At 67.0% G+C, this 18,690-nt stretch carries 19 protein-coding genes; 15 read left to right on the top strand and 4 right to left on the bottom strand.

The window, feature by feature from the left end:
- Positions 1–7 precede the first annotated feature (7 nt).
- The 12 genes from ACFQ58_RS00215 (at position 8) to ACFQ58_RS00160 (ending at position 12,749) form a co-directional block, all read left to right on the top strand.
- Positions 8–1,387, top strand: coding sequence for an FAD-dependent oxidoreductase (locus tag ACFQ58_RS00215; protein WP_376948350.1), 1,380 nt, complete (start codon positions 8–10; stop codon positions 1,385–1,387).
- Between the two features lie 137 nt (positions 1,388–1,524).
- Positions 1,525–3,330, top strand: a complete 1,806-nt coding sequence (locus ACFQ58_RS00210; RefSeq protein WP_376948348.1) for a thiamine pyrophosphate-requiring protein — start codon at positions 1,525–1,527, stop codon at positions 3,328–3,330.
- A gap of 48 nt (positions 3,331–3,378) precedes the next feature.
- A complete protein-coding gene (locus ACFQ58_RS00205; protein ID WP_376948346.1) occupies positions 3,379–4,038 on the top strand; it encodes a prepilin peptidase in 660 nt (219 codons plus the stop codon).
- Between the two features lie 261 nt (positions 4,039–4,299).
- A complete protein-coding gene (locus tag ACFQ58_RS00200) occupies positions 4,300–4,509 on the top strand; it encodes a Flp family type IVb pilin (protein WP_376948344.1) in 210 nt (69 codons plus the stop codon).
- A 118-nt stretch (positions 4,510–4,627) separates the two neighbouring features.
- Positions 4,628–5,008, top strand: coding sequence for a TadE/TadG family type IV pilus assembly protein (locus tag ACFQ58_RS00195; RefSeq protein ID WP_376948342.1), 381 nt, complete (start codon positions 4,628–4,630; stop codon positions 5,006–5,008).
- Positions 4,996–6,069 carry a pilus assembly protein TadG-related protein gene (locus ACFQ58_RS00190; protein WP_376948340.1) on the top strand — a complete coding sequence of 358 codons (1,074 nt, stop codon included), beginning with the start codon at positions 4,996–4,998 and terminating at the stop codon, positions 6,067–6,069. The genes ACFQ58_RS00195 and ACFQ58_RS00190 overlap by 13 nt, the downstream gene beginning before the upstream one ends.
- A 46-nt stretch (positions 6,070–6,115) precedes the next feature.
- Complete coding sequence (locus ACFQ58_RS00185; RefSeq protein WP_376948338.1) at positions 6,116–6,874, top strand: Flp pilus assembly protein CpaB; 759 nt, start codon at positions 6,116–6,118, stop codon at positions 6,872–6,874.
- Between the two features lie 164 nt (positions 6,875–7,038).
- Entirely contained in the window at positions 7,039–8,211 is a 1,173-nt protein-coding gene (locus ACFQ58_RS00180) for a CpaE family protein (protein WP_376948336.1), read from the top strand.
- On the top strand, positions 8,198–9,700 hold the full coding sequence (locus ACFQ58_RS00175; protein ID WP_376948334.1) for a CpaF family protein: 1,503 nt from the start codon (positions 8,198–8,200) through the stop codon (positions 9,698–9,700). Before ACFQ58_RS00180 ends, ACFQ58_RS00175 begins: the two co-directional genes overlap by 14 nt.
- Positions 9,697–10,653, top strand: coding sequence for a type II secretion system F family protein (locus ACFQ58_RS00170; protein ID WP_376948332.1), 957 nt, complete (start codon positions 9,697–9,699; stop codon positions 10,651–10,653). Before ACFQ58_RS00175 ends, ACFQ58_RS00170 begins: the two co-directional genes overlap by 4 nt.
- Positions 10,653–11,534 (top strand): type II secretion system F family protein, encoded by an 882-nt coding sequence (locus ACFQ58_RS00165; protein WP_376948330.1) that lies wholly within the window; start codon positions 10,653–10,655, stop codon positions 11,532–11,534. The genes ACFQ58_RS00170 and ACFQ58_RS00165 overlap by 1 nt, the downstream gene beginning before the upstream one ends.
- A 111-nt stretch (positions 11,535–11,645) precedes the next feature.
- Positions 11,646–12,749: an alpha/beta hydrolase gene (locus ACFQ58_RS00160; RefSeq protein WP_376948328.1), complete on the top strand. Its 1,104-nt coding sequence runs from the start codon at positions 11,646–11,648 to the stop codon at positions 12,747–12,749.
- 78 nt (positions 12,750–12,827) lie between these two features.
- Here ACFQ58_RS00160 and ACFQ58_RS00155 read toward each other — a convergent pair whose 3' ends face one another.
- On the bottom strand, positions 12,828–13,409 hold the full coding sequence (locus tag ACFQ58_RS00155) for a dihydrofolate reductase family protein (protein ID WP_376948326.1): 582 nt from the start codon (positions 13,407–13,409) through the stop codon (positions 12,828–12,830).
- A gap of 62 nt (positions 13,410–13,471) precedes the next feature.
- Positions 13,472–14,311 (bottom strand): helix-turn-helix domain-containing protein, encoded by an 840-nt coding sequence (locus tag ACFQ58_RS00150; RefSeq protein ID WP_376948325.1) that lies wholly within the window; start codon positions 14,309–14,311, stop codon positions 13,472–13,474.
- A gap of 179 nt (positions 14,312–14,490) precedes the next feature.
- Here ACFQ58_RS00150 and ACFQ58_RS00145 point away from each other — a divergent pair, with 179 nt between their 5' ends.
- The gene (locus ACFQ58_RS00145; protein WP_376948323.1) at positions 14,491–14,772 is read left to right on the top strand and encodes a type II toxin-antitoxin system RelE/ParE family toxin; all 282 of its coding nucleotides are present in this window, start codon (positions 14,491–14,493) and stop codon (positions 14,770–14,772) included.
- Between the two features lie 13 nt (positions 14,773–14,785).
- Positions 14,786–15,085, top strand: a complete 300-nt coding sequence (locus tag ACFQ58_RS00140) for a HigA family addiction module antitoxin (protein ID WP_376948321.1) — start codon at positions 14,786–14,788, stop codon at positions 15,083–15,085.
- A 52-nt stretch (positions 15,086–15,137) separates the two neighbouring features.
- Here ACFQ58_RS00140 and ACFQ58_RS00135 read toward each other — a convergent pair whose 3' ends face one another.
- A complete protein-coding gene (locus tag ACFQ58_RS00135) occupies positions 15,138–15,626 on the bottom strand; it encodes a YajQ family cyclic di-GMP-binding protein (RefSeq protein WP_376948319.1) in 489 nt (162 codons plus the stop codon).
- Between the two features lie 217 nt (positions 15,627–15,843).
- On the opposite strand from ACFQ58_RS00135, the gene ACFQ58_RS00130 reads away from it, so the two are divergent.
- Positions 15,844–16,866 (top strand): hypothetical protein, encoded by a 1,023-nt coding sequence (locus ACFQ58_RS00130; protein WP_376948317.1) that lies wholly within the window; start codon positions 15,844–15,846, stop codon positions 16,864–16,866.
- Positions 16,867–16,947: 81 nt separating this feature from the next.
- Here ACFQ58_RS00130 and ACFQ58_RS00125 read toward each other — a convergent pair whose 3' ends face one another.
- Positions 16,948–18,669 (bottom strand): glycoside hydrolase family 13 protein, encoded by a 1,722-nt coding sequence (locus ACFQ58_RS00125; RefSeq protein WP_376948315.1) that lies wholly within the window; start codon positions 18,667–18,669, stop codon positions 16,948–16,950.
- Positions 18,670–18,690: the final 21 nt, after the last annotated feature.

Here is an 18,690-nt window from a genome sequence, read left to right as displayed (position 1 = left end):
TGGACTGGTGACGAGGAACAAGCTTCGCCTGGCGATCGTGGGCGCGGGGCCGGCGGGCATCTATGCCGCCGACATCCTGCTGAAGGCCGAGCGGAACTTCGACGTCTCGATCGACCTGTTCGACCACCTGCCCGCACCGTACGGGCTGGTCCGCTACGGCGTCGCCCCCGACCACCCGCGCATCAAGGGCATCATTACCGCCCTCCGCGAGGTGCTCGACCGGGGCGACATCCGCATCTTCGGCAACGTGCGCTTCGGCAAGGACATCACGCTGCACGACCTCAAGCGCCACTACAACGCGGTCATCTTCGCGACCGGCGCCGTGCGCGATGCCTCGCTCAACGTCCCGGGCACGCACCTCGAGGGCTCGTACGGTGCGGCCGACTTCGTGAGCTGGTACGACGGGCACCCCGACTACCCCCGCGAGTGGCCGCTCGACGCGGAATCGGTGGGCGTCATCGGCAACGGCAACGTCGCGCTCGACGTGGCGCGCATCCTCGCGAAGCATCCTGAGGACCTTCTGCCGACCGAGATCCCGGCCAACGTGTACGCGGGGTTGACGCAGTCGCCCGTAACCGACGTGCACGTGTTCGGGCGTCGCGGCCCGACGTCGGTGAAGTTCACGCCGCTCGAACTGCGCGAGCTCGGCGAGCTGCGCGACGTCGACATGATCGTCTACGACGAGGACTTCGACTACGACGACGCCGCCCGCGCGGCCGTCGCGGGCAACAAGCAGGTCTTCGTGATCGACAAGGTGCTGCAGCAGTGGCGCAAGCGTGAAACCGGACAAGCGTCGCGCCGGCTGCACCTGCACTTCTTCGCGAAGCCGCTCGAGATCGTGCCCGACGGCGACGGTCGCGTCGGTGCCATCCGGTACGAGCGCACCGCGCCCGACGGCGAGGGCGGGGTCGTCGGCACCGGCGAGATCCGCGAGATCCCGATCCAGGCGCTGTATCGCGCGGTCGGCTACTTCGGCTCGCCGCTGCCGGGCATCCCGTTCGACAAGAAGTTCGGCGTCATCCCGAACCACGAGGGCCAGGTGCTGATCCGCGACAAGGAGACCGGACAGTCGCGCCAGATGTACGGCGTCTACGCGACCGGCTGGATCAAGCGCGGGCCCGTCGGCCTCATCGGCCACACCAAGTCCGATGCGATGGAGACGATCAAGCACGTCATCAACGACCTCGGCAACTGGTGGCGGCCCGAGTCGCCGTCCGAGGCGTCGGTGATCGAGATGCTCGAGTCCCGCGGCATCCGTTGGACCGACCTCGACGGATGGCACCGCCTCGACGAGCACGAGCAGGCCCTCGGCACGGCCGAGGAGCGGGCGCGAGTCAAGGTCGTGCCGCGCGACGAGATGGTGGGGATCTCGCGCGGCGAGGTGTAGCCGCTTCTGCGGGTTGAGGAGCCGCGAAGCGGCGTCTCGAAATCCGCCCCGCCGTTGGTCGAGTAGCCGCGCCAGCGGCGTACCGAGACCTGTCAACCCCGCAGCGCCGCTCCCCGCACGCGACCTACCGTGGCCGGATGAACGCAGCGACGCACGACCGCACGGTCGCCGACGCGATCGTCGCCCGCCTCGTCGAGTGGGGCGTCGACCGCATCTTCGGCTACAGCGGCGACGGCATCAACGGCGTGATGCAGGCGCTGCGGCGATCCGCAGACGCGCCCGAGTTCGTGCAGGCGCGGCACGAGGAGACCGCCGCGTTCATGGCCGTCGCGCACGCGAAGTTCACCGGCCGGGTCGGCGTGGTGGCCGCGACACAGGGGCCCGGTGCCATCCATCTGCTCAACGGCCTGTACGACGCGAAGCTCGACAGTGCACCGGTCGTCGCGATCGTGGGGCAGCAGGTGCGTTCGGTGCTCGGAACCGAGTACCAGCAGGAGGTCGACCTGCATCGCCTGTTCGCGGACGTCGCGGCGCAGTACTCGACCACGGTCGTCGCGCCCGAGCAGGTGCCGGCCGCCATCGACCAGGCGGTGCGCACGGCGCTCGCGACCCGCTCGCCGACGGTCGTCATCGTGCCGCACGACGTGCAGGACCTGCCGGCCGCCGAGCCCGCGGCCGAGCACGGCCACATCACCACGGCCGTCGGGTATCGCTCGCCACGGGTCCTGCCCGACCCGGCCGAACTCGAGCGCGCCGCCGCGGTGCTCGCCGGGGCGCAGCGGCCGGTCGTGCTCGTCGGCCAGGGCGCGCGGCGCGCGGTCGACGACATCCTCGCCCTGGCCGACCGCTTGGGCGCCGCGGTCGTGACGAGCCTCCTCGGCAAGCCGCTCGTCGACGAGTCGCTGCCGTTCGCGGCCGGCACGATGGGTCACCTCGGCACGACCGCGAGTGCGCGGGTGATGGCCGAGTGCGACACGCTGCTCATCGTCGGCTCGAGCGATCCGTGGACCGAGTACTACCCGGCACCGGGGCAGGCGCGCGCGGTGCAGGTCGACCTCGACGGCCGGGCGATCGGGCGCCGATACCCGGTCGAGGTCGGACTGATGGGCGATGCGCGCGAGACCCTGCGCCAGCTGGCCGTGCGGCTGCCGCTGACGAAGGTCGACGGATGGCGCGAGCGCGTCGCCGACCACGTGCGAGAGTGGCGGCGCATCGCGGACGCGCGGGCCGAGACATCCGCCGACCCGGTGAACCCCGAGTTCGCGGTGCGCGCGCTGAACGACAACCTGCCGGATGACGCCCTCGTCGCACTCGACGTCGGCAGCATCGTCTACTGGTACGCGAGGCAGCTGCGCTTGCCCCGGGACGCCGACGCGCACCTGTGCAGCACACTCGCGAGCATGGGATGCGGCATCCCGTACGGCATCGCGGCGAAGCTGGCGTTCCCCGGCCGGCCCGCCGTGGTGCTCGCGGGCGACGGAGGCATGCAGATGACGGGCATCGCCGAGCTCGTCACCGTCGCCGACAGGTCGCAGTCGTGGGACGACCCGCGCTTCGTAGTGCTCGTGCTCGACAACGGCGACCTCGCCGAGGTGTCGTGGGAGCAGCGCGAGGTCGAAGGCCAGCCGCGCTTCGCCGCCAGCCAGGCACTGCCGGGCTTCCCGTACGCGCGGTACGCGGAGCTGCTCGGCTTGCGCGGCGAGATCGTCGACTCGGCGGGTGATATGGATGGCGCGTGGCAGCGGGCGTTTGCGGCGGACCGTCCCACGGTGATCCAGCTCCTCAGCGATCCCGACATCCCGCTGCTACCGCCTCTGCCGCAGGCCCGCGACGCCCGCGAGACGATGCGCGCCGCGCTCGAAGCCGAAGGTGCCGCGCATGCCCTGGCCCTCTACGACGAGTACGTCCGCATCGAGGGCGAACCGCCGCCGCCGGTCGAGTAGGCGCGCAGCGCCGTACCGAGACCCGCCCCTCCGCTACGCTTCCGTTCCATGCCCCTCGCCCCCGCCCTCCTCATCGTGGGCGCGGCGATCCTCGGTGCCATCCTCGGCTGGTGGCCCCTAGCCGTCTGGGCCGACCGCAACATCCACACCCCGTCAGACGAGCGGATGTCGCTGCGCACCCTCCGCGTCTGGTCCGCCATCGCGACCGCCGTCGGCTTCGCGCTCCTCACGTGGCGCTTCGGCGCCCACCCCGTGCTTCCCGCACTCCTCGCGGTCGTGGCCACCGGAGTCGTGCTCTCGATCGTGGACCTCACCGAGCATCGCCTCCCGAACGCGGTACTGCTCCCCACGCTCGGCCTCGTCGCCGTGCTGCTCGTGCTCGCGTCTGCGCTCACGGGGGAGTGGGTGCGCCTCCTCTGGGCGCTCGCCGGCAGCGCGGGCATGTTCCTGCTCTACTTCGTGCTCGCCCTCATCTCACCGAGCGGCATGGGCATGGGCGACGTGAAGTTCGCGGCGCCGCTGGGACTCGCTCTGGGGTGGTTCGGCTGGACCGTTTGGCTCGTCGGCGTCTTCGCCGGCTTCGTCATCGGTGGAGTCGTCGGACTCGTCGCGCTCCTGTTGCGCCGCGTGACGTTGCGTGGGTCGATTCCGTTCGGTCCGTCGATGCTCGCGGGGGCGATCGGCGCGTTGCTCCTCTTCGGCGGCTGACCCCCAATACGCGGGCCACCGGGTCGGCGGAATGCGCGGAATCGGCTTGTCCCCCTGTTGGAGGACCCGTGTCCCCCGAAGTGCGGACTATAGCAGCGCATTGATCACGTTTGGATCTCGCTTGTACCCCACCCTGACCCCCAATGCGAGGGGACCCCGAAATGGGGCGTGGCCCCTCGTTCGATTCCGTCGATACCTTTCACTGGCCGCTTGCAGCTGTGGGCGGCACCCCAGTATTTGTTCGACCCGAAGGGTGTCACCATGCTCAAGCTCATCACGCGGGCGCAGGCCCGCATCAATTCCCTCCGCGACGAAGAGGGCGCCACCGCTACCGAGTACGCGCTCGTTCTCGGTATTGTCGCGATCGGCCTTGTGGTCGCGGCCGCCGCGCTGCTCCCGCTCCTCGACACCTGGGTCGGGGACATCAAGACCTGGATGGACGGCCAGGACGTCGGTGAGGCGCCGGCCTGATCGTCGGAATGAGCCACACGGGTTCGGGGCGCCTCGGCGCCCCGAACCCACTTGACTGAGGGATGTCATGGGCATTCGCGCGCGAGGCAACAAGTCGCGAGAGCGGGGAGCAGCGGCCGTGGAGTTCGCATTGGTGTTCCCGCTCGTCATCATCCTGCTCATCACGATCATCGAGTTCTCGCGCCTCTGGAACGTCCAAGCGACCATTACGAGCGCTGCTGCCGTGGGGGCTCGCTACGCCGCGGTTCATTTCGACCCGGACTTTGACGCCACCGAGGTTGGCCAACTCGAAGACGATGCCGAGGATGAGGCGCGGAGCGTGCCTGGCTTCCTCGACTGGGATACCGCGACGGTTGAGGTCACGGTGAGCTGCGTCGATGCAGGGATCGCGACCTCCGAGATTACTGTGTCGCCGGGCGCCATCACTGAATGGTTCGGCGACCGGCTGGGTACTGCTTTCGACCTCAACGCGACAGGAACGATGCCATGCACCGGGTAAGGAAACTGACCGCCCGAATTCGCGAGGGCGAGCGCGGTGCGAATGCGGTGCTGATCGCGCTGCTCATGGTGCCCATGATGGGCTTCGCCGCGATCGCGGTGGATATCGGTGCACAGCATGCCGAGCGCGCGCAGCTGCAGCAGGGCGCAGATGCGGCGGCGTTGGCCGCAGCCAAGATGTGTGCTGAGGACGAAGCGGCCTGTACGACCGGTACGGTGGAGGCCACCGGGAACTCGCTCATCGAGCAGAACTTCGGCACACCTGTCGGTGGGACCGCTGAGGTTCCGCCAGGTGACCTCAACCTCGCCGAGAACTGGGTACGAGTTTCGGCCGCTGCCGAGTTCCCACACTTCTTCGCGTCGCTCTTCGACAGCGACGACGATCCGAGTCACTCGTCTGTTCGCGCCAGTGCCATCGCTGAATGGGGCACGCCCGACGAGGGCTCCACCATTCCGCTCGCGGTAGCGGAGTGCGAGCTATCGAAGCACTTCGACCCGGGTACCGAGACCACTGGTGATCCATTCATTTTGTTGCTCATCGGGCCCGGCTCGTCGCCGAAGAAGCCTGCGGAGTGCGCTCCCGGATACCCCGGCGGGTTCGGATGGCTCGAAGGTGATGATGTCAACGGCGACGGAACACCGGACTGTGAGGTCATCGTCGAGGTTGACGTGCCCGAGGCCGGCGTGCCCGGTAGCTCGGATACGAAGGCCGGCGGATGCCCGGACGACTATCTGGCCAAGTTGCTCGGCAAGACCATCCTCATTCCGCTGTACGACTCGTACACGGCTGGCAGCGGCGGCAGCAAGGGCAGCTACATGATCAGCCGATTCGCTGCTTTCTACGTGACGGGCTTCCACGTCGCGAGCGGAAAGTGCGAGGCACCTGGCGTCAAGACCGGGAGCGACTGCTACCTTCCGGGGGAATCGAAGTCGCCTGGATTCAAGGGTGGCGAGTTCGGCCTGCAAGGGTATTTCGTCCGGTACGTGGCGATCGGCGAGGATTTCGACCTCGGCGACGGCTCGCCGGATGGAGGGCTCACGGTCGCGCGCCTGATCGGCTAGCCCGCCGCCACAACTAAGATCCACCACCTCCCCAGCAAGGACCCGAATGAAGACCCGAATCATCGGCGCGATCGTCGCCCTCATCTTGGCCATCGCCGGCGCGTTTGTGCTCGTGACCTACGTGCGCGGCGCGGACGCCCGAGCCGCCGAAGGTGCCGAACTCGCAGAGGTGTATATCGTCCAGGAAACCATTCCGGAGGGCACGGCGGGGGAATCGGTTGAGGAACTTGTCAGCGTCGACACGGTTCCGGAACGGAACCTCGCCGAGGGATACGTGACTGATCTCAACGAACTCGCCGGACTTGTGGCGGATTCAGAAATTCTTCCCGGCGAACAACTCCTTTCGGCGCGATTCGTCGACCCCGAAGACCTCGCGGCCCGTGGCGATGTCCCAATCCCTGAAGGGATGCAGCTCGTGTCGTTCACGCTTCCCGCCGACCGCGTCGTCGGAGGCGAGGTGCGCGCTGGCGACAAGATCGGCTTGGTGGGCACCGTCGACCCCGACGAGATCGGTGAGGAGGAGGATGTCGTGAACCCTATCTCCCACTTCGCCTTCCACGGCGTTCTCGTCACCAAGGTTCAAGGCGTCGCCGGTGTTGACCCTGAGACCGGCGAGGCATTGGACCAGGGTGCCGGCGACAGCATCATGGTGACCATCGCCCTCACCGCACCTGACATCGAACGCTGGGTGTGGTTTGCGGAGGGTGAGGCAGCGCAGTACGCGCAGATGTGGCTCACGCTCGAGAACGAGAGCACCGACAACAGCGGCACGCGCGCTGTCAACGGAAGCAACGCCTGGCAGTGACGCCGTATCTTCTGATCAGCCGCTCTGCCGAGTACGAGACCCGACTGCGGTCTCTGCTCGGCAATCGGCTTGCCGTTGTGCCCGGAGAGTTCCTACTACTGGGCGCAGAATCAGTCATCGATCGCGTTGACGCAACCCCTCGAATCGCGCTTCTCGGACCGGTCTTGAACTACGAGGAGACTCGGGGTCTCGTTAGAGGGCTCAACGATCGTTACCCAGACATCGGTCTCATCGTCGTGCGCGAACAGCGCACTGACCTCGAGGACTGGGTGGACGATCTGCCCCTACACGCCGTGCTTAGTCCGCATGCAGCCGACGGGACGACCCAAGAATTGCTGGACCGCCTTTCGAATTGGCTCATCTCCAATGGCCGCGCTGATGCCGAGGACTTCGAGGTTGAACCTGAACCCGAAGTCGACGATGTCATTTCTGGTCTGATCAACACCGAACCGATCTCCGACAGCGAAAGTGTCGAGGACTCCGAGAGGACCAGCGAGGAATCGGTCGAGGAGGCGCCGGAGGAGATCGAGTGGGAATTTCCGCCGCTCGAAGAAGGGGTGCCGTCTGAGGCGATTGCGGTCGTCGCGCCGAAGGGGGGCCAGGGCAAGACGACTATCGCAGTGAACCTCGCGACAGGTCTCGCCGAGGTAGCGCCCAACTCCGTAGTGCTCATCGACGCCGACCTCCAGTTCGGCGATATCACCGCTGTGTTGAACCTTAGGCCCGAGCGGACGATCGTCGATGCAGTGGCCGATGCTGCGCAGGACGAACTTGTGTTAAAGACGGCACTGGTGCATCACCCCGATGGCTTCTTCGTTGTGGCGAGCGCAGTGTCGCCGGAACTCGGCGACCAGGTGCAGGCTTCATCGCTTGCCCAACTGATCGAACGTCTTCGTGAGTTCTTCCGCTACGTCGTCGTTGATACGACGCCGGGACTCAGCGAGCACACGCTCGTGGCTATTGAGCACGTCACCGACGCCGTCTTCGTCTCGAACATGAGCGTCGCAAGCCTTCGCGCCATGCGGACAGAGTTCCAACTCCTGACCACGCTCGGGCTGATGCCGAGCAATCGGCACATCGTGCTCAACCAAGTCGACAAGATGAGCGGCCTAACCGTAAAGGATGCCGAGGCGGTCATCGGCGCTCCAATCGATGTGGCCGTCCCGAAATCGTCGGCGGTGCTGCTGGCCAGCAACCGTGGCATCCCCCTCATTCACGATGATGTTCGTGACCCGGCGGCGCGCGCCGTGCGCTCAGTGGTCATGCGCATTGCTCCAGAAGCGTTCCCAAAGCGCACCAAGATACAAAGAAGGCGGCGATCACATGGGACTGAATGATCGGCTGAATGCTCTCCGTAGCCCGCAGATTGTGGTCGACCCCGCGGGCGTCCGAACTATGGCCCCGGATGAGGCAGAGAAGCCAGAGGACACGCTCACCGAGGTCCTTCCAGAGGTCGCAGGACCCTCCAACGGGGAGACGCCGGCTATCTTCAAGCCCGCCGCTCCCATACCCATGCGCCCGGTCCCGACCATTGATCCGCTGGCGTCGGTCAAGGAGAAGGCTGCGCAGGAGCTCTTCGTCCGCATCGGATCGCGGATGAGCGATGCGTCGCTCACGGAGGAGCAGCTTCACGCCCTTGCGAGGGGTGAACTGGCCGGGATTGTCGCGGCTGAACAGCTCGCCCTGACGACAGCCGAACGCAATCGCCTCATCGACGACATCGGCGCGGACGTCCTCGGCTATGGTCCACTCGAGACCTTGCTCGAGGACCCCAGCGTGAGCGAGATCATGGTCAATCGATTCGACCAGCTGTACGTCGAGCGCCATGGGCGGCTCATGGAGACGCCACATCGGTTCACGGGCGAGCCGCAGCTTCGCCGGGTCATCGATCGAATCGTGTCGCGTGTCGGACGCCGCATCGATGAGTCTTCGCCGCTCGTGGACGCACGGCTCGAGGACGGCTCGCGTGTGAATGCAATCATTCCGCCGTTGGCGGTGAACGGGTCCTCGCTCACGATCCGAAAGTTCGCTGGAACGCCGTACACCGTCGAGGACTTGGTCACATTCGGCACTCTGACACGCGAAGTGGCTACGGTTCTCGATGCAGCCGTCCGCGCGAAGCTGAACATCCTTGTTTCCGGCGGTACGGGCACCGGCAAGACCACGTTGCTAAACGTGCTCTCCGCCTTTATCCCGAGCGATGAGCGAATCATCACCATCGAGGACGCTGTCGAGCTGCAGCTTCAGCAGGAACACGTGGTGCGCCTCGAATCCCGTCCTCCGAACATCGAGGGTCGCGGTGAGATCACGATCCGTGACCTGGTGAGGAACTCGCTGCGCATGCGGCCCGACCGGATCGTCGTCGGTGAGGTCCGCGGCGCCGAGAGCCTCGACATGCTACAGGCGATGAATACGGGTCACGAGGGATCAATCTCGACCCTGCACGCAAACTCTCCGCGTGATGCGGTGAGCCGCATGGAGACACTCGTGCTCATGGCCGGCATGGACCTGCCCTTGCGGGCGATTCGTGAACAAATCTCCTCGGCCATTGACCTCATTGTGCAGATCACCCGGCACAAGGACGGTGTGCGGCGTGTCACGCAAGTGACCGAGGTGCATGGGATGGAGGGGGACATCATCACCCTTCAAGATGCCTTCTCGTTCGACTACTCCGCGGGCTACGACGATGACGGACGACTAAAGGGCCGCATCGAGCCGACTGGCGTCCGACCGCGCTTCGCCGAACGTATCGCGGACCACGGAATCAAGCTTCCGGTCTCGCTGTTCCAGCGTGACTTCCGAGGGATGCTGGGCGAGATCCGATGAATCCAGGGCTGCTCGTCGCCGGAATCAGCATTGCCCTGCTCGCTGCGCTCGTTCTGGTCTTCCTCGTGGTGGCGCCGCCTGCACCTCGGGTTTCTGCGGAGCGCCGTCGTGCACCTGGGGTCGAACACTTGTCGATGCTCTCGAGGATCACCCAGCGCACGACGGCGGCTGTCGACGGCGTCGTCTCGAAACAATCGCGGCGGTTCTTCGGACCGGAGGAGCTCGAACTCGCCGGTGTCAAGTCTGAACCGAGCGCGTTCGTCGTGATGGTTGCATCGGCGGCCAGTGTGCTCGCGCTGGTCGGGGTCCTCCTTGGCTTCGCGAGTGGCACTTCACTGCTGTGGGGATTCCTCTTCGCCGCACTGACTCCGATCGGGGCAAAGCTGATCCTGAGCATGCGGACAGCCCGTCGGCGCGACCGGTTCGCCGACCAGGTCGACAGCACAGTTCAGCTGATGGCGGGTGGTCTCCGCGCCGGGCACGGGCTCTCCCGCACGGTCGGTGCCGTTGCGAGTGATGCCGCATCGCCCACGAGTGAAGAGCTTGCGCGCGTGGTCAACGAGACGCGACTGGGAAGAGACTTGGCGGACTCTCTTGCGGTCACGGCCCAACGCATGCGAAGCGACGACTTCGAATGGGTCGCGCAGGCGGTCGCCGTAAATCAGGAGACTGGCGGCAATCTCGCGGAAGTGCTCGATCAGGTCGGAAAGACGATCCGCCAACGCAATGAAATCCGACGACATGTGAAGGCGCTCAGCGCCGAAGGCAGGCTTTCGGCGATCGTGCTGGTGTGCTTGCCGATCGGCGTATTCCTCTTCCTTTCGCTGGTCCAGCCCACATACATGAGTGTCTTCTTTACCAACATCTTCGGCACCATCGCGCTGGTTGTCGCCGTCATCCTGCTCATTCTCGGAGCGATCTGGGTCTCGTTCGCAGTGAAGGTGAAGTTCTGATGGGTCCGCAACTGATCGCATACATCGCGATCGTCGTCACAGCGCTCGCCATAGGGCTGTTTGTCTTCGCTCTGTTTCCAAATCGCCGACCGGCCGCAGAGCCGCCTGGCGAGGTGCACCCGACCCTCGGCCGGGTCCAGCAATCCAGTTTCAGCGCGTCGCTCATCGCGGCTGCCCCGCGAGGCTACGTTGGCTGGATCGAAAAGCAAGTGGTCTACGCAGGACGTCCAGTGGGGTGGACCCCCGAAAGAATCGTGACCACCAAGATCATCCTCGCGGTTTCCGCAGTGGCGCTCGGGTTGATCTTCATCTTCAGCGGTGGCCCCAATGCGCTGAAGGTACTGCTCGTCTTGGTTGGCACTGCGATGCTGTTCTTCCTGCCGGACGTCATGATCAACAGCCGAGCGCACGATCGTCAGGAGGCGATCAAGTACTCCCTGCCGGACACCCTCGATCAGATGACGATCGCAGTGGAAGCCGGGCTCGGTTTCGACGCCGCAATGGCCAAGGCCGCCCGTAATGGCAAAGGTCCCCTGGCCGAGGAACTCATTCGCGTTCTTCAAGACATGAGCATCGGCCGGAGCCGCCGCGATGCCTTCATGGAATTGGAGAATCGCACGAATCAGGAGGACCTGCGTCGATTCGTACGTGCTGTTGTTCAGGCGGACCAGTACGGCATCTCGATCGGTGACGTCCTCCGGGTGCAGGCGGGCGAAATGCGACTCAAGCGACGTCAGCGTGCCGAAGAGCAAGCGATGAAGGTCACTGTGAAGATCATCTTCCCGCTCGTGTTTTGCCTGCTTCCCGTGCTCTTCATCGTGCTCCTTACGCCAGCGGCGCTCAACATGATCAGCACATTTGCAGGCATCAATACGTTGTGATTGCCGCATAGACGCCGCGGCCTCACGAGATGAACTGCGGGCTCTTCACTTACCGCGCGGTAGGACGAAGAAGCTTGCCAGCGCTGTCTAGGCTGACCCCGAGGGGGCGGCGTGGACGACGACGGGAACTGGCGACCGGACGTGCTCGGCGAAGGGTTCGAGCAGCTGACGCTGCCGCTCGAGCCCGACGACGAGGGGGAGGTCGTCGCGACGCTCGTGCGGTACCGGCCGACGGCCGAGCCGGCGCGGGCGCGCCGGAGGTGGCGGTGGCCGTGGGAACCGGAGCCGATCGCGGTGCCGCCGCCCGCGGCATCCGGGTGCGATGTGCTCTACGTGCACGGGTGGAGCGACTACTTCTTCAACCCCGAGCTCGCCCGGTACTGGACCGATGCCGGCGCGCGGTTCTTCGCGCTCGAGCTGCGGAAGTACGGGCGCAGCCTGCGCGACTGGCAGACGCCCGGGTACGTCACGAACCTGGCGACGTACGACGAGGAGATCGAGGCGGCGTTGGCCGCGATCGACCAGAGCGACACCGAGCAGGCGGCGGATGTCGCGGACGGCCCGCGCGACGTGGCATCCGCTCTACTCGGCCTTCGGCACCGGCCACTCATCCTGCTCGGGCATTCGACCGGCGGGCTCGTGTTCAGCCTGTGGTCGGCCCGCAATCCCGGACGCGCCGCGGCGCTCATCCTGAACAGCCCGTGGCTGGAGTTCCAGCTGCGGAGCATCGGGCGGCAGGCGATCTCGCCCGTGATCGAGTTCGGCGCGCGGGTCAACCCCATGCGTCCGCTGCCGAACGTCGACCTCGGGTTCTACGCGCGCTCGATCGCGAAGGAGCTCGACGGCGAGTGGGAGTACGACCACCACTGGCGGCCCGACCGCGGCTTCCCGACGCATCCGGCCTGGCTCACCGCCATCCTCGCCGGGCACGCGACCGTCGACGCCGGCATCGACGTCGGCGCGCCGGTGCTGACGCTGCTCTCCGCGAGGTCGACGCTGCAGGGGCGGTGGGATGACGCGATGCTCGCGTCCGACATCGTGCTCGTCGTCGACGACATCGCGACCCACTCGCTCGAACTCGGACCCGAGGTCACCGTCGTCCGCATCGACGGGGCGCTGCACGACGTGTTCCTGTCGCGGCAGCCGGCGCGGTCGGCCGCGTACGCAGCGATCACGCGCTGGCTCGAGGGGTACGCGCCGCCGACGACGCCGTGAGCGAGGCGGGTCGGTCAGGCGCGGCCATCGGCGACGGCATCATTCCACCCCTCGCCGGCCAGCCGCACGACGCGGAGGTCAACGGCGCACCCGGTAGCGCAGGTGAAGCACCCGGTTGCCCTGAACGATTTCTTCCGGGTCCTCCAGTAGATGCTGCGAGTCGACGGAGCCGAAGTAACGCTTGCCGGACCCGAGCACGACCGGTGCGACGTCCATGCGTACCTCGTCGACCAAGCCTGCGGCGAGCATCTGGCCGCCGACATCGCCGGCGGCGACCTCGACCGTGCCGTCACCCGCGAGCTCCCGCGCCTTGGTCACGGCCTCCTCGATGCCGTCGACGAAGTGGAAGGGCGCGTTGAGGTCCCAGCCCTCGGGCGGCGGCCGGTGTGTCACGACGACGACGTGGTCGACCCCGCTCGGAGGGGTCCCGTCCCAGCCGTCCGTGATGTCGAAGCTGTGGCGGCCGGCGATGGTCACACTGATCTCGTCCCAGTACGGGCGGATGTGGTCGTAGGACGCTTGCGACACGTTCAGCACACCGCTGTCGTCCAACGGCACGTCACCGCTGACCAGCCATTCGAACAGGGGACCGGGATCGTCGTCCTCCGCTGCAATGAAGCCATCCACCGAGACCGACGCATTCATGACCACTTTCCTCATGGATTCCTCCTCTCCTCCGAGTGCCAGTCTCGTGTGTCGTGAGCGGTCAATCTTGTAAGAAATCAATCGGCTGGCAGCGGCCAGCCTTCCAGCGCGTGGTCGGGATGTTCGCGGAGGAAGCGTTGCCGAACTTCGACATACCGGGTCGGCGTGAGCCCGGTGAACTCCCGGAACTCGTGGACGAAGTGGGATTGGTCGAAGTAACCTGCGCCAGCGGCGACGTCGCCCCAGTCGATGGGTGCGGCCACATCGAGCGCCAACACGGTGGCGGTGAATCGGTAGCTGCGCGCCAGCCGCTTCGGCGTGACGCCGACGACCTCCTTGAACCGCTTCGCCAGGTACGTGCTGCTGGCGCGGGATGCCACGCCGAGGTCGCTGATCGGCACAGCTCCGCCGGTCTCCGCGATGGCACTGCTCATCTGGCGGACGAGGTCCAGGCCGTCGATCGCACGCAGCCGCCGCGCCAGTTCCTCCTCGAGCAGCAGCAGCATCTCGTCCGGTGTTTCTGCAGAGGTCAGTCGATGTCGCAGCCCAGCGACAGCGGGTCGGCCCCAGATCTGCTCCACCGTCGCCGGCCGGTCGCACAACTCGGCCGCGGACATCGGAAGGAATGGCGCCAGCCCCCACGGCCTGAAGTGGACACCCACGGACCGGGTCGGGGTCGGGTAGCCGAACTCCCACGCACGTGTGGGCGTGGCGACCGCGCAGCCGTCGGCGAATTCCACGGCTTCTCCGTCGGTGCCGGCGCGGATCAGGAACGGCGCCCCGAGGTTGACGATGAGCAACGGCGCCGGCGCCGCCGGCAACGTGAATCGAGCGTACGGCGGGGCGCCCTCCAGGTGGTAGAGGTCGTTGATCAGCCCGTCCAGCGGTGGACCGGGCACCCTGGACACATACTCCACGCCGCCATCATCGCCGACGGCCGCGCCATCCGCTCGCCCGAACTCAGCGGAAGTTGACGAACTGCAGGTCGAGGTCGAGGTTGGCGGCCTTCAGGCTGCTTCGGTGTGCGCGGGCACGCGGAAGGTGTACCGGAGACATAACGGTTGCCGTTAATAACGGTCAGCGTTATGATGGACAGGTGATTCGATCGTTCGCGAACGAGGCGACCCGAAGAGTCTTCGATCGCGAGCGAGTGGCCAAGATGGGCCACGACCTGCAACGGATGGCGCACCGCAAACTGCTGCTCATCGAAGCCGCGGAGGATCTGAACGACCTGCGAATCCCGCCGGGCAACCGGCTCGAAGCGCTCAAGGGAGATCGGGCAGGGCAGCACAGTATCCGAATCAATGACCAATACCGAATCTGCTTCCGATGGACACCATCGGGAGCCGAAGACGTCGAGATCGTCGAATACCACTGAGGAGGTGCACGACATGACGAAGGCACACGAGCCGATTCATCCGGGAGAGATCCTGCTCGAGGAGTTCCTCGAGCCGCTCGGCATCAGCCAGTACCGGCTCGCCCTGACCATCGGAGTTCCACCGCGACGGATCAACGAGATCGTGCACGGCAAGCGGGGCATCACTCCCGACACGGCGCTCCGACTCTCGCGCGCACTCGGCACGAGCGAGCGGTTCTGGCTGAACCTGCAGAACCGCTACGACCTCGACATCGAACTCGACGCACACTGGCGCGAGCTCGACGCGATCACACCGCTGGTCGCATCGGCGTAGGCGGCAACAGAGCTGTGCGGGCGCGCGGCCGTGCCATCCGCTCGCCCGCGGCTCAGCGGAAGTTGACGAACTGCAGGTCGAGGTCGAGGTCGGCGGCCTTGAGCAGGCGGATGGTTTCCTGCAGGTCGTCGCGGCTCTTCGAGGAGACGCGCAGCTCGTCGCCCTGGATCTGCGACTTCACCGACTTGGGCGCCTCGTCGCGGATGAGCTTGTTGATCTTCTTCGCGTGCTCCTGGTCGATGCCGTTCTTCAGGCCGACCTCGAGGCGGAACTCCTTGCCCGACGCGTACGGCTCGCCCGAGTCGAGCGACTTCAGCGAGATGCCGCGCTTGATGAACTTCGACTGCACGACATCGAGCACCGCCTTGACGCGCTCGTCGGAGCTCGCCTTCAGCAGGATCTTCTCGCCCGACCACTCGACCGACGCCCCGACGCCCTTGAAGTCGTACCGCTGGTCGACCTCCTTGCGCGCCTGGTTGACGGCGTTCTCGGCCTCCATCTTGTCGACCTTGCTGACGATGTCGAACGTGGAATCTGCCATGCGCGCCAGTCTAGCGATGGGGTGCGGCTCGCTCACGGTCGAGATGTGCACCTGCGGTCGGATGTCGCGCGGCCTCTTCTGCACAATCCAACCGTCGGTGTCCTCACCGGCGCGTGGGGGTCGAAGAGTGGTCCTCAGCAGCGTGACTCGGGCCGGATGATCTCACCGATCGGTGGCCCGACTGCGATGCGGGTGTGTTCCGCGTCAGCATCGAGCCATGCGCGATCCCTTCCCCACCCGTGACCACGGCCTCGTCTACGCGATCGACGTTCGCAGCGTCGGACGCGAGCGAGAGCTGTATGCAGCGGCGAAGGCCGGCGAGTTCGAGCGGCTCAGGCCCGGTGCGTATCGGTTGAGTCTTCCGGCCGAGCCCGAGGTCTCGCTGGCCGAACGCGACCGCACTCGATACCTGATGATGGTTCGCGCCGCGGCCGCGCAGCTCGATCGCCCGGTCTTCACCGCGCACTCGGCGATCGCCCTCGCCGGCCTCCCGATACTCGGGCCGTGGCCGAACGAGGTGTACGTGCTCTCGCGCGACGGCACGGCCAGTCGGCGGCGCGGGGTGGTCGCCATCGCGCGCACGACGGACGTGCCGACCACGTCGACGGGCGACGTCCTGACCACGGCCATCGAGTTCTCCCTCATCCAGGTCGCGCGGCGAGCGCCGTTCGAAGACGCGCTCACGGCTGCGGATGCCGCGCTCCATGCATCGCGCTGGGGCGGCGCGCTACCGCTCACCACGCTCGCGCGACTTCGCGCCGAGCACGAGCGGCTGTTGCCATTCCCGGGCAGCCGGCGTACGGAGGAGGTGCTGAGACGATCCACGGATGGCGCAGCCACCCCGCTCGAGACGCTCAGCCGCATCGTGATCGAAGAGTTCGGGTTCCCCGAGCCCATACTCCAGCACCGCCTCTGGCTTCCCGAGCTGCAGCGGTCCGCTTTCCTCGATTTCTGGTGGCCGGAGCACGAGGTGGCCGCGGAGGCGGACGGACGCGGGAAGTACCTCGGGAACAGTCAGGTAGCGACATCCGTACCTCGGGGTGCAGCGGACGCCGCGACCTTCGCCGCGAAGGCGGTGATCGACGAGAAGCATCGGGAGGATGCCATCCGGCGTCAGGTGCGTGGCTTCGCCCGCTGGAACTGGGCCGAGGCCGTGCGTCGGCAGCCGATCGATCGCTACCTCACTGCCGCGGGCCTCCCGAGGACCCGGCGGCCGCGTCGGCTGCTCACGCAGAAGTGAGAGTTGTGCACTGGAGGTCGATGGGCGATTGACCTCCAGTGCACAAACGGACCGTCTGCGGAGGCAGTGGGCGGGCCCGCGTCAGCGGAGCCAGACGGTGGTGGCGGGCGGGACGACGCCGGGCGCGGCGGCCGCCGAGTCGAGCGGCGCGCTCGCGAGGAGCACCTCGAGCTCGTGCAGTCCGTCGGGCAGCGTGACCGGCGACGAGCCGAAGTTCGTCACCACGGTCCATCCGCCCGGCCGCTGGAAGGCGAGCACCGACGGCAGGTCGAGCGAGATCCACGCGAGCTGCTCGAGGCCCTGCAGCTCGTGCCGCAGCGCGAGCGCGCGGCGGTACATCGAGAGCGTCGACGACGAGTCCGCCGACTGCACGTCGACCGCGAACGACGAGAACCACGCCGGCTGCGGCAGGTGGGATGCCGCGGAGGGCCCGAATCCGAAGGACGGCGCGTCGGCGACCCACGGCAGCGGCACGCGACATCCGTCACGCCCCACCTCGACGCCGGCGTTGCGGAAGAACGTGGGGTCCTGTCGTTCGGACGAAGGGATCTCGGCGACCTCGGGCAGCCCGAGCTCCTCACCCTGGTAGAGGTACGCGCTGCCCGGCAGCCCGAGCAGGAACAGGGTCGCCGCGCGCGCTCGCCGCAGCCCGAGCGCCGCATCGACCTCGGAAGCGGGCCCGCCGCGAAGCAGCCAGTCCTTGCCGACGTCGCCCTCGCCCGACACGTCGGCGGGCAGCCCGTACCGCGTCGCGTGCCGCACCACGTCGTGGTTCGAGAACACCCACGTGTTCGACGAACCCGTCTCGCCCGCGAACTCCATGTTGCGGTCGACGATCTCGTGGAACTCCTCCGACGAGAAGTTCGCCCGCAGCAGGTCGAAGTTGAACGCCTGCCCGAGGCTGGTCGCCGCCGCGTACCGGTGCCGACGGGTCGGCGCGACCCACGCCTCGGCGACCGCGATGCGCGGCGGGTCGTACTCGTCGAACACCGCGCGCCACTCGGCGTAGGTCTCGTCGAGCTCCTCGCGATCCCACAGCGGGTGCGAGCCGTCGCCGGCCAGCTTCGTCGCCTCGAGCTCGGCATGCGAGCGCAGCGGATACGTGAGGTCCTTCGCGAGGCCGTGCGCGACGTCGACGCGGAACCCGTCGACCCCCCGATCCGACCAGAAGCGGATGGTGCGCAGGAAGTCGTCGCGCACCTCGCGGTTCGCCCAGTTCAGGTCGGGCTGCTCGGGCGCGAAGAGGTGCAGGTACCACTGGCCGTCGCCCGCCGGATGCCACGCCGGACCGCCGAAGATCGACTGCCAGTCGCTCGGCGGCTCCGAGCCATCCGGCCCCTCGCCGTCGCGGAAGATGTAGCGGTCACGAGCCGCCGAACCCTTCGGCGCGGCGAGCGCCTCGCGGAACCACTCGTGCAGGTTCGAGGAGTGGTTCGGCACGATGTCGGCGATGATCCGGATGCCGGCGGCGTGCAGCGCCGCGACCATCTCGTCGAAGTCGTCGAGCGTGCCGAGCTTCGGGTCGACGTTGCGATAGTCGTCGACGTCGTAGCCGCCGTCGGCCAGCGCCGACGGGTAGAACGGCGAGAGCCACACCGCGTCGATGCCGAGCTCGACCAGGTACGGGATGCGCGACGTGATCCCGCGGAGGTCGCCGATGCCGTCGCCGTTCGCATCGGCGAAGCTGCGCGGGTAGATCTGGTAGACGGCGGCCTGCCGCCACCAGTCGGGGTCGGCGGCGAGCACGGCCTCGGTGTCGAGCGCGTTCTCGGTGTCGAGCGTCGACGGACGAGCGTCGGTCATGCGGTCAGGTTCCTCTCGAAG

The organism is Agromyces sp. NPDC056523 (genome assembly GCF_042794545.1).
GTDB lineage: Bacteria > Actinomycetota > Actinomycetes > Actinomycetales > Microbacteriaceae > Agromyces.
The sequence above is the reverse complement of the archived record's forward strand: the minus strand, read 5'-3'. Positions and strand labels throughout refer to the sequence as shown.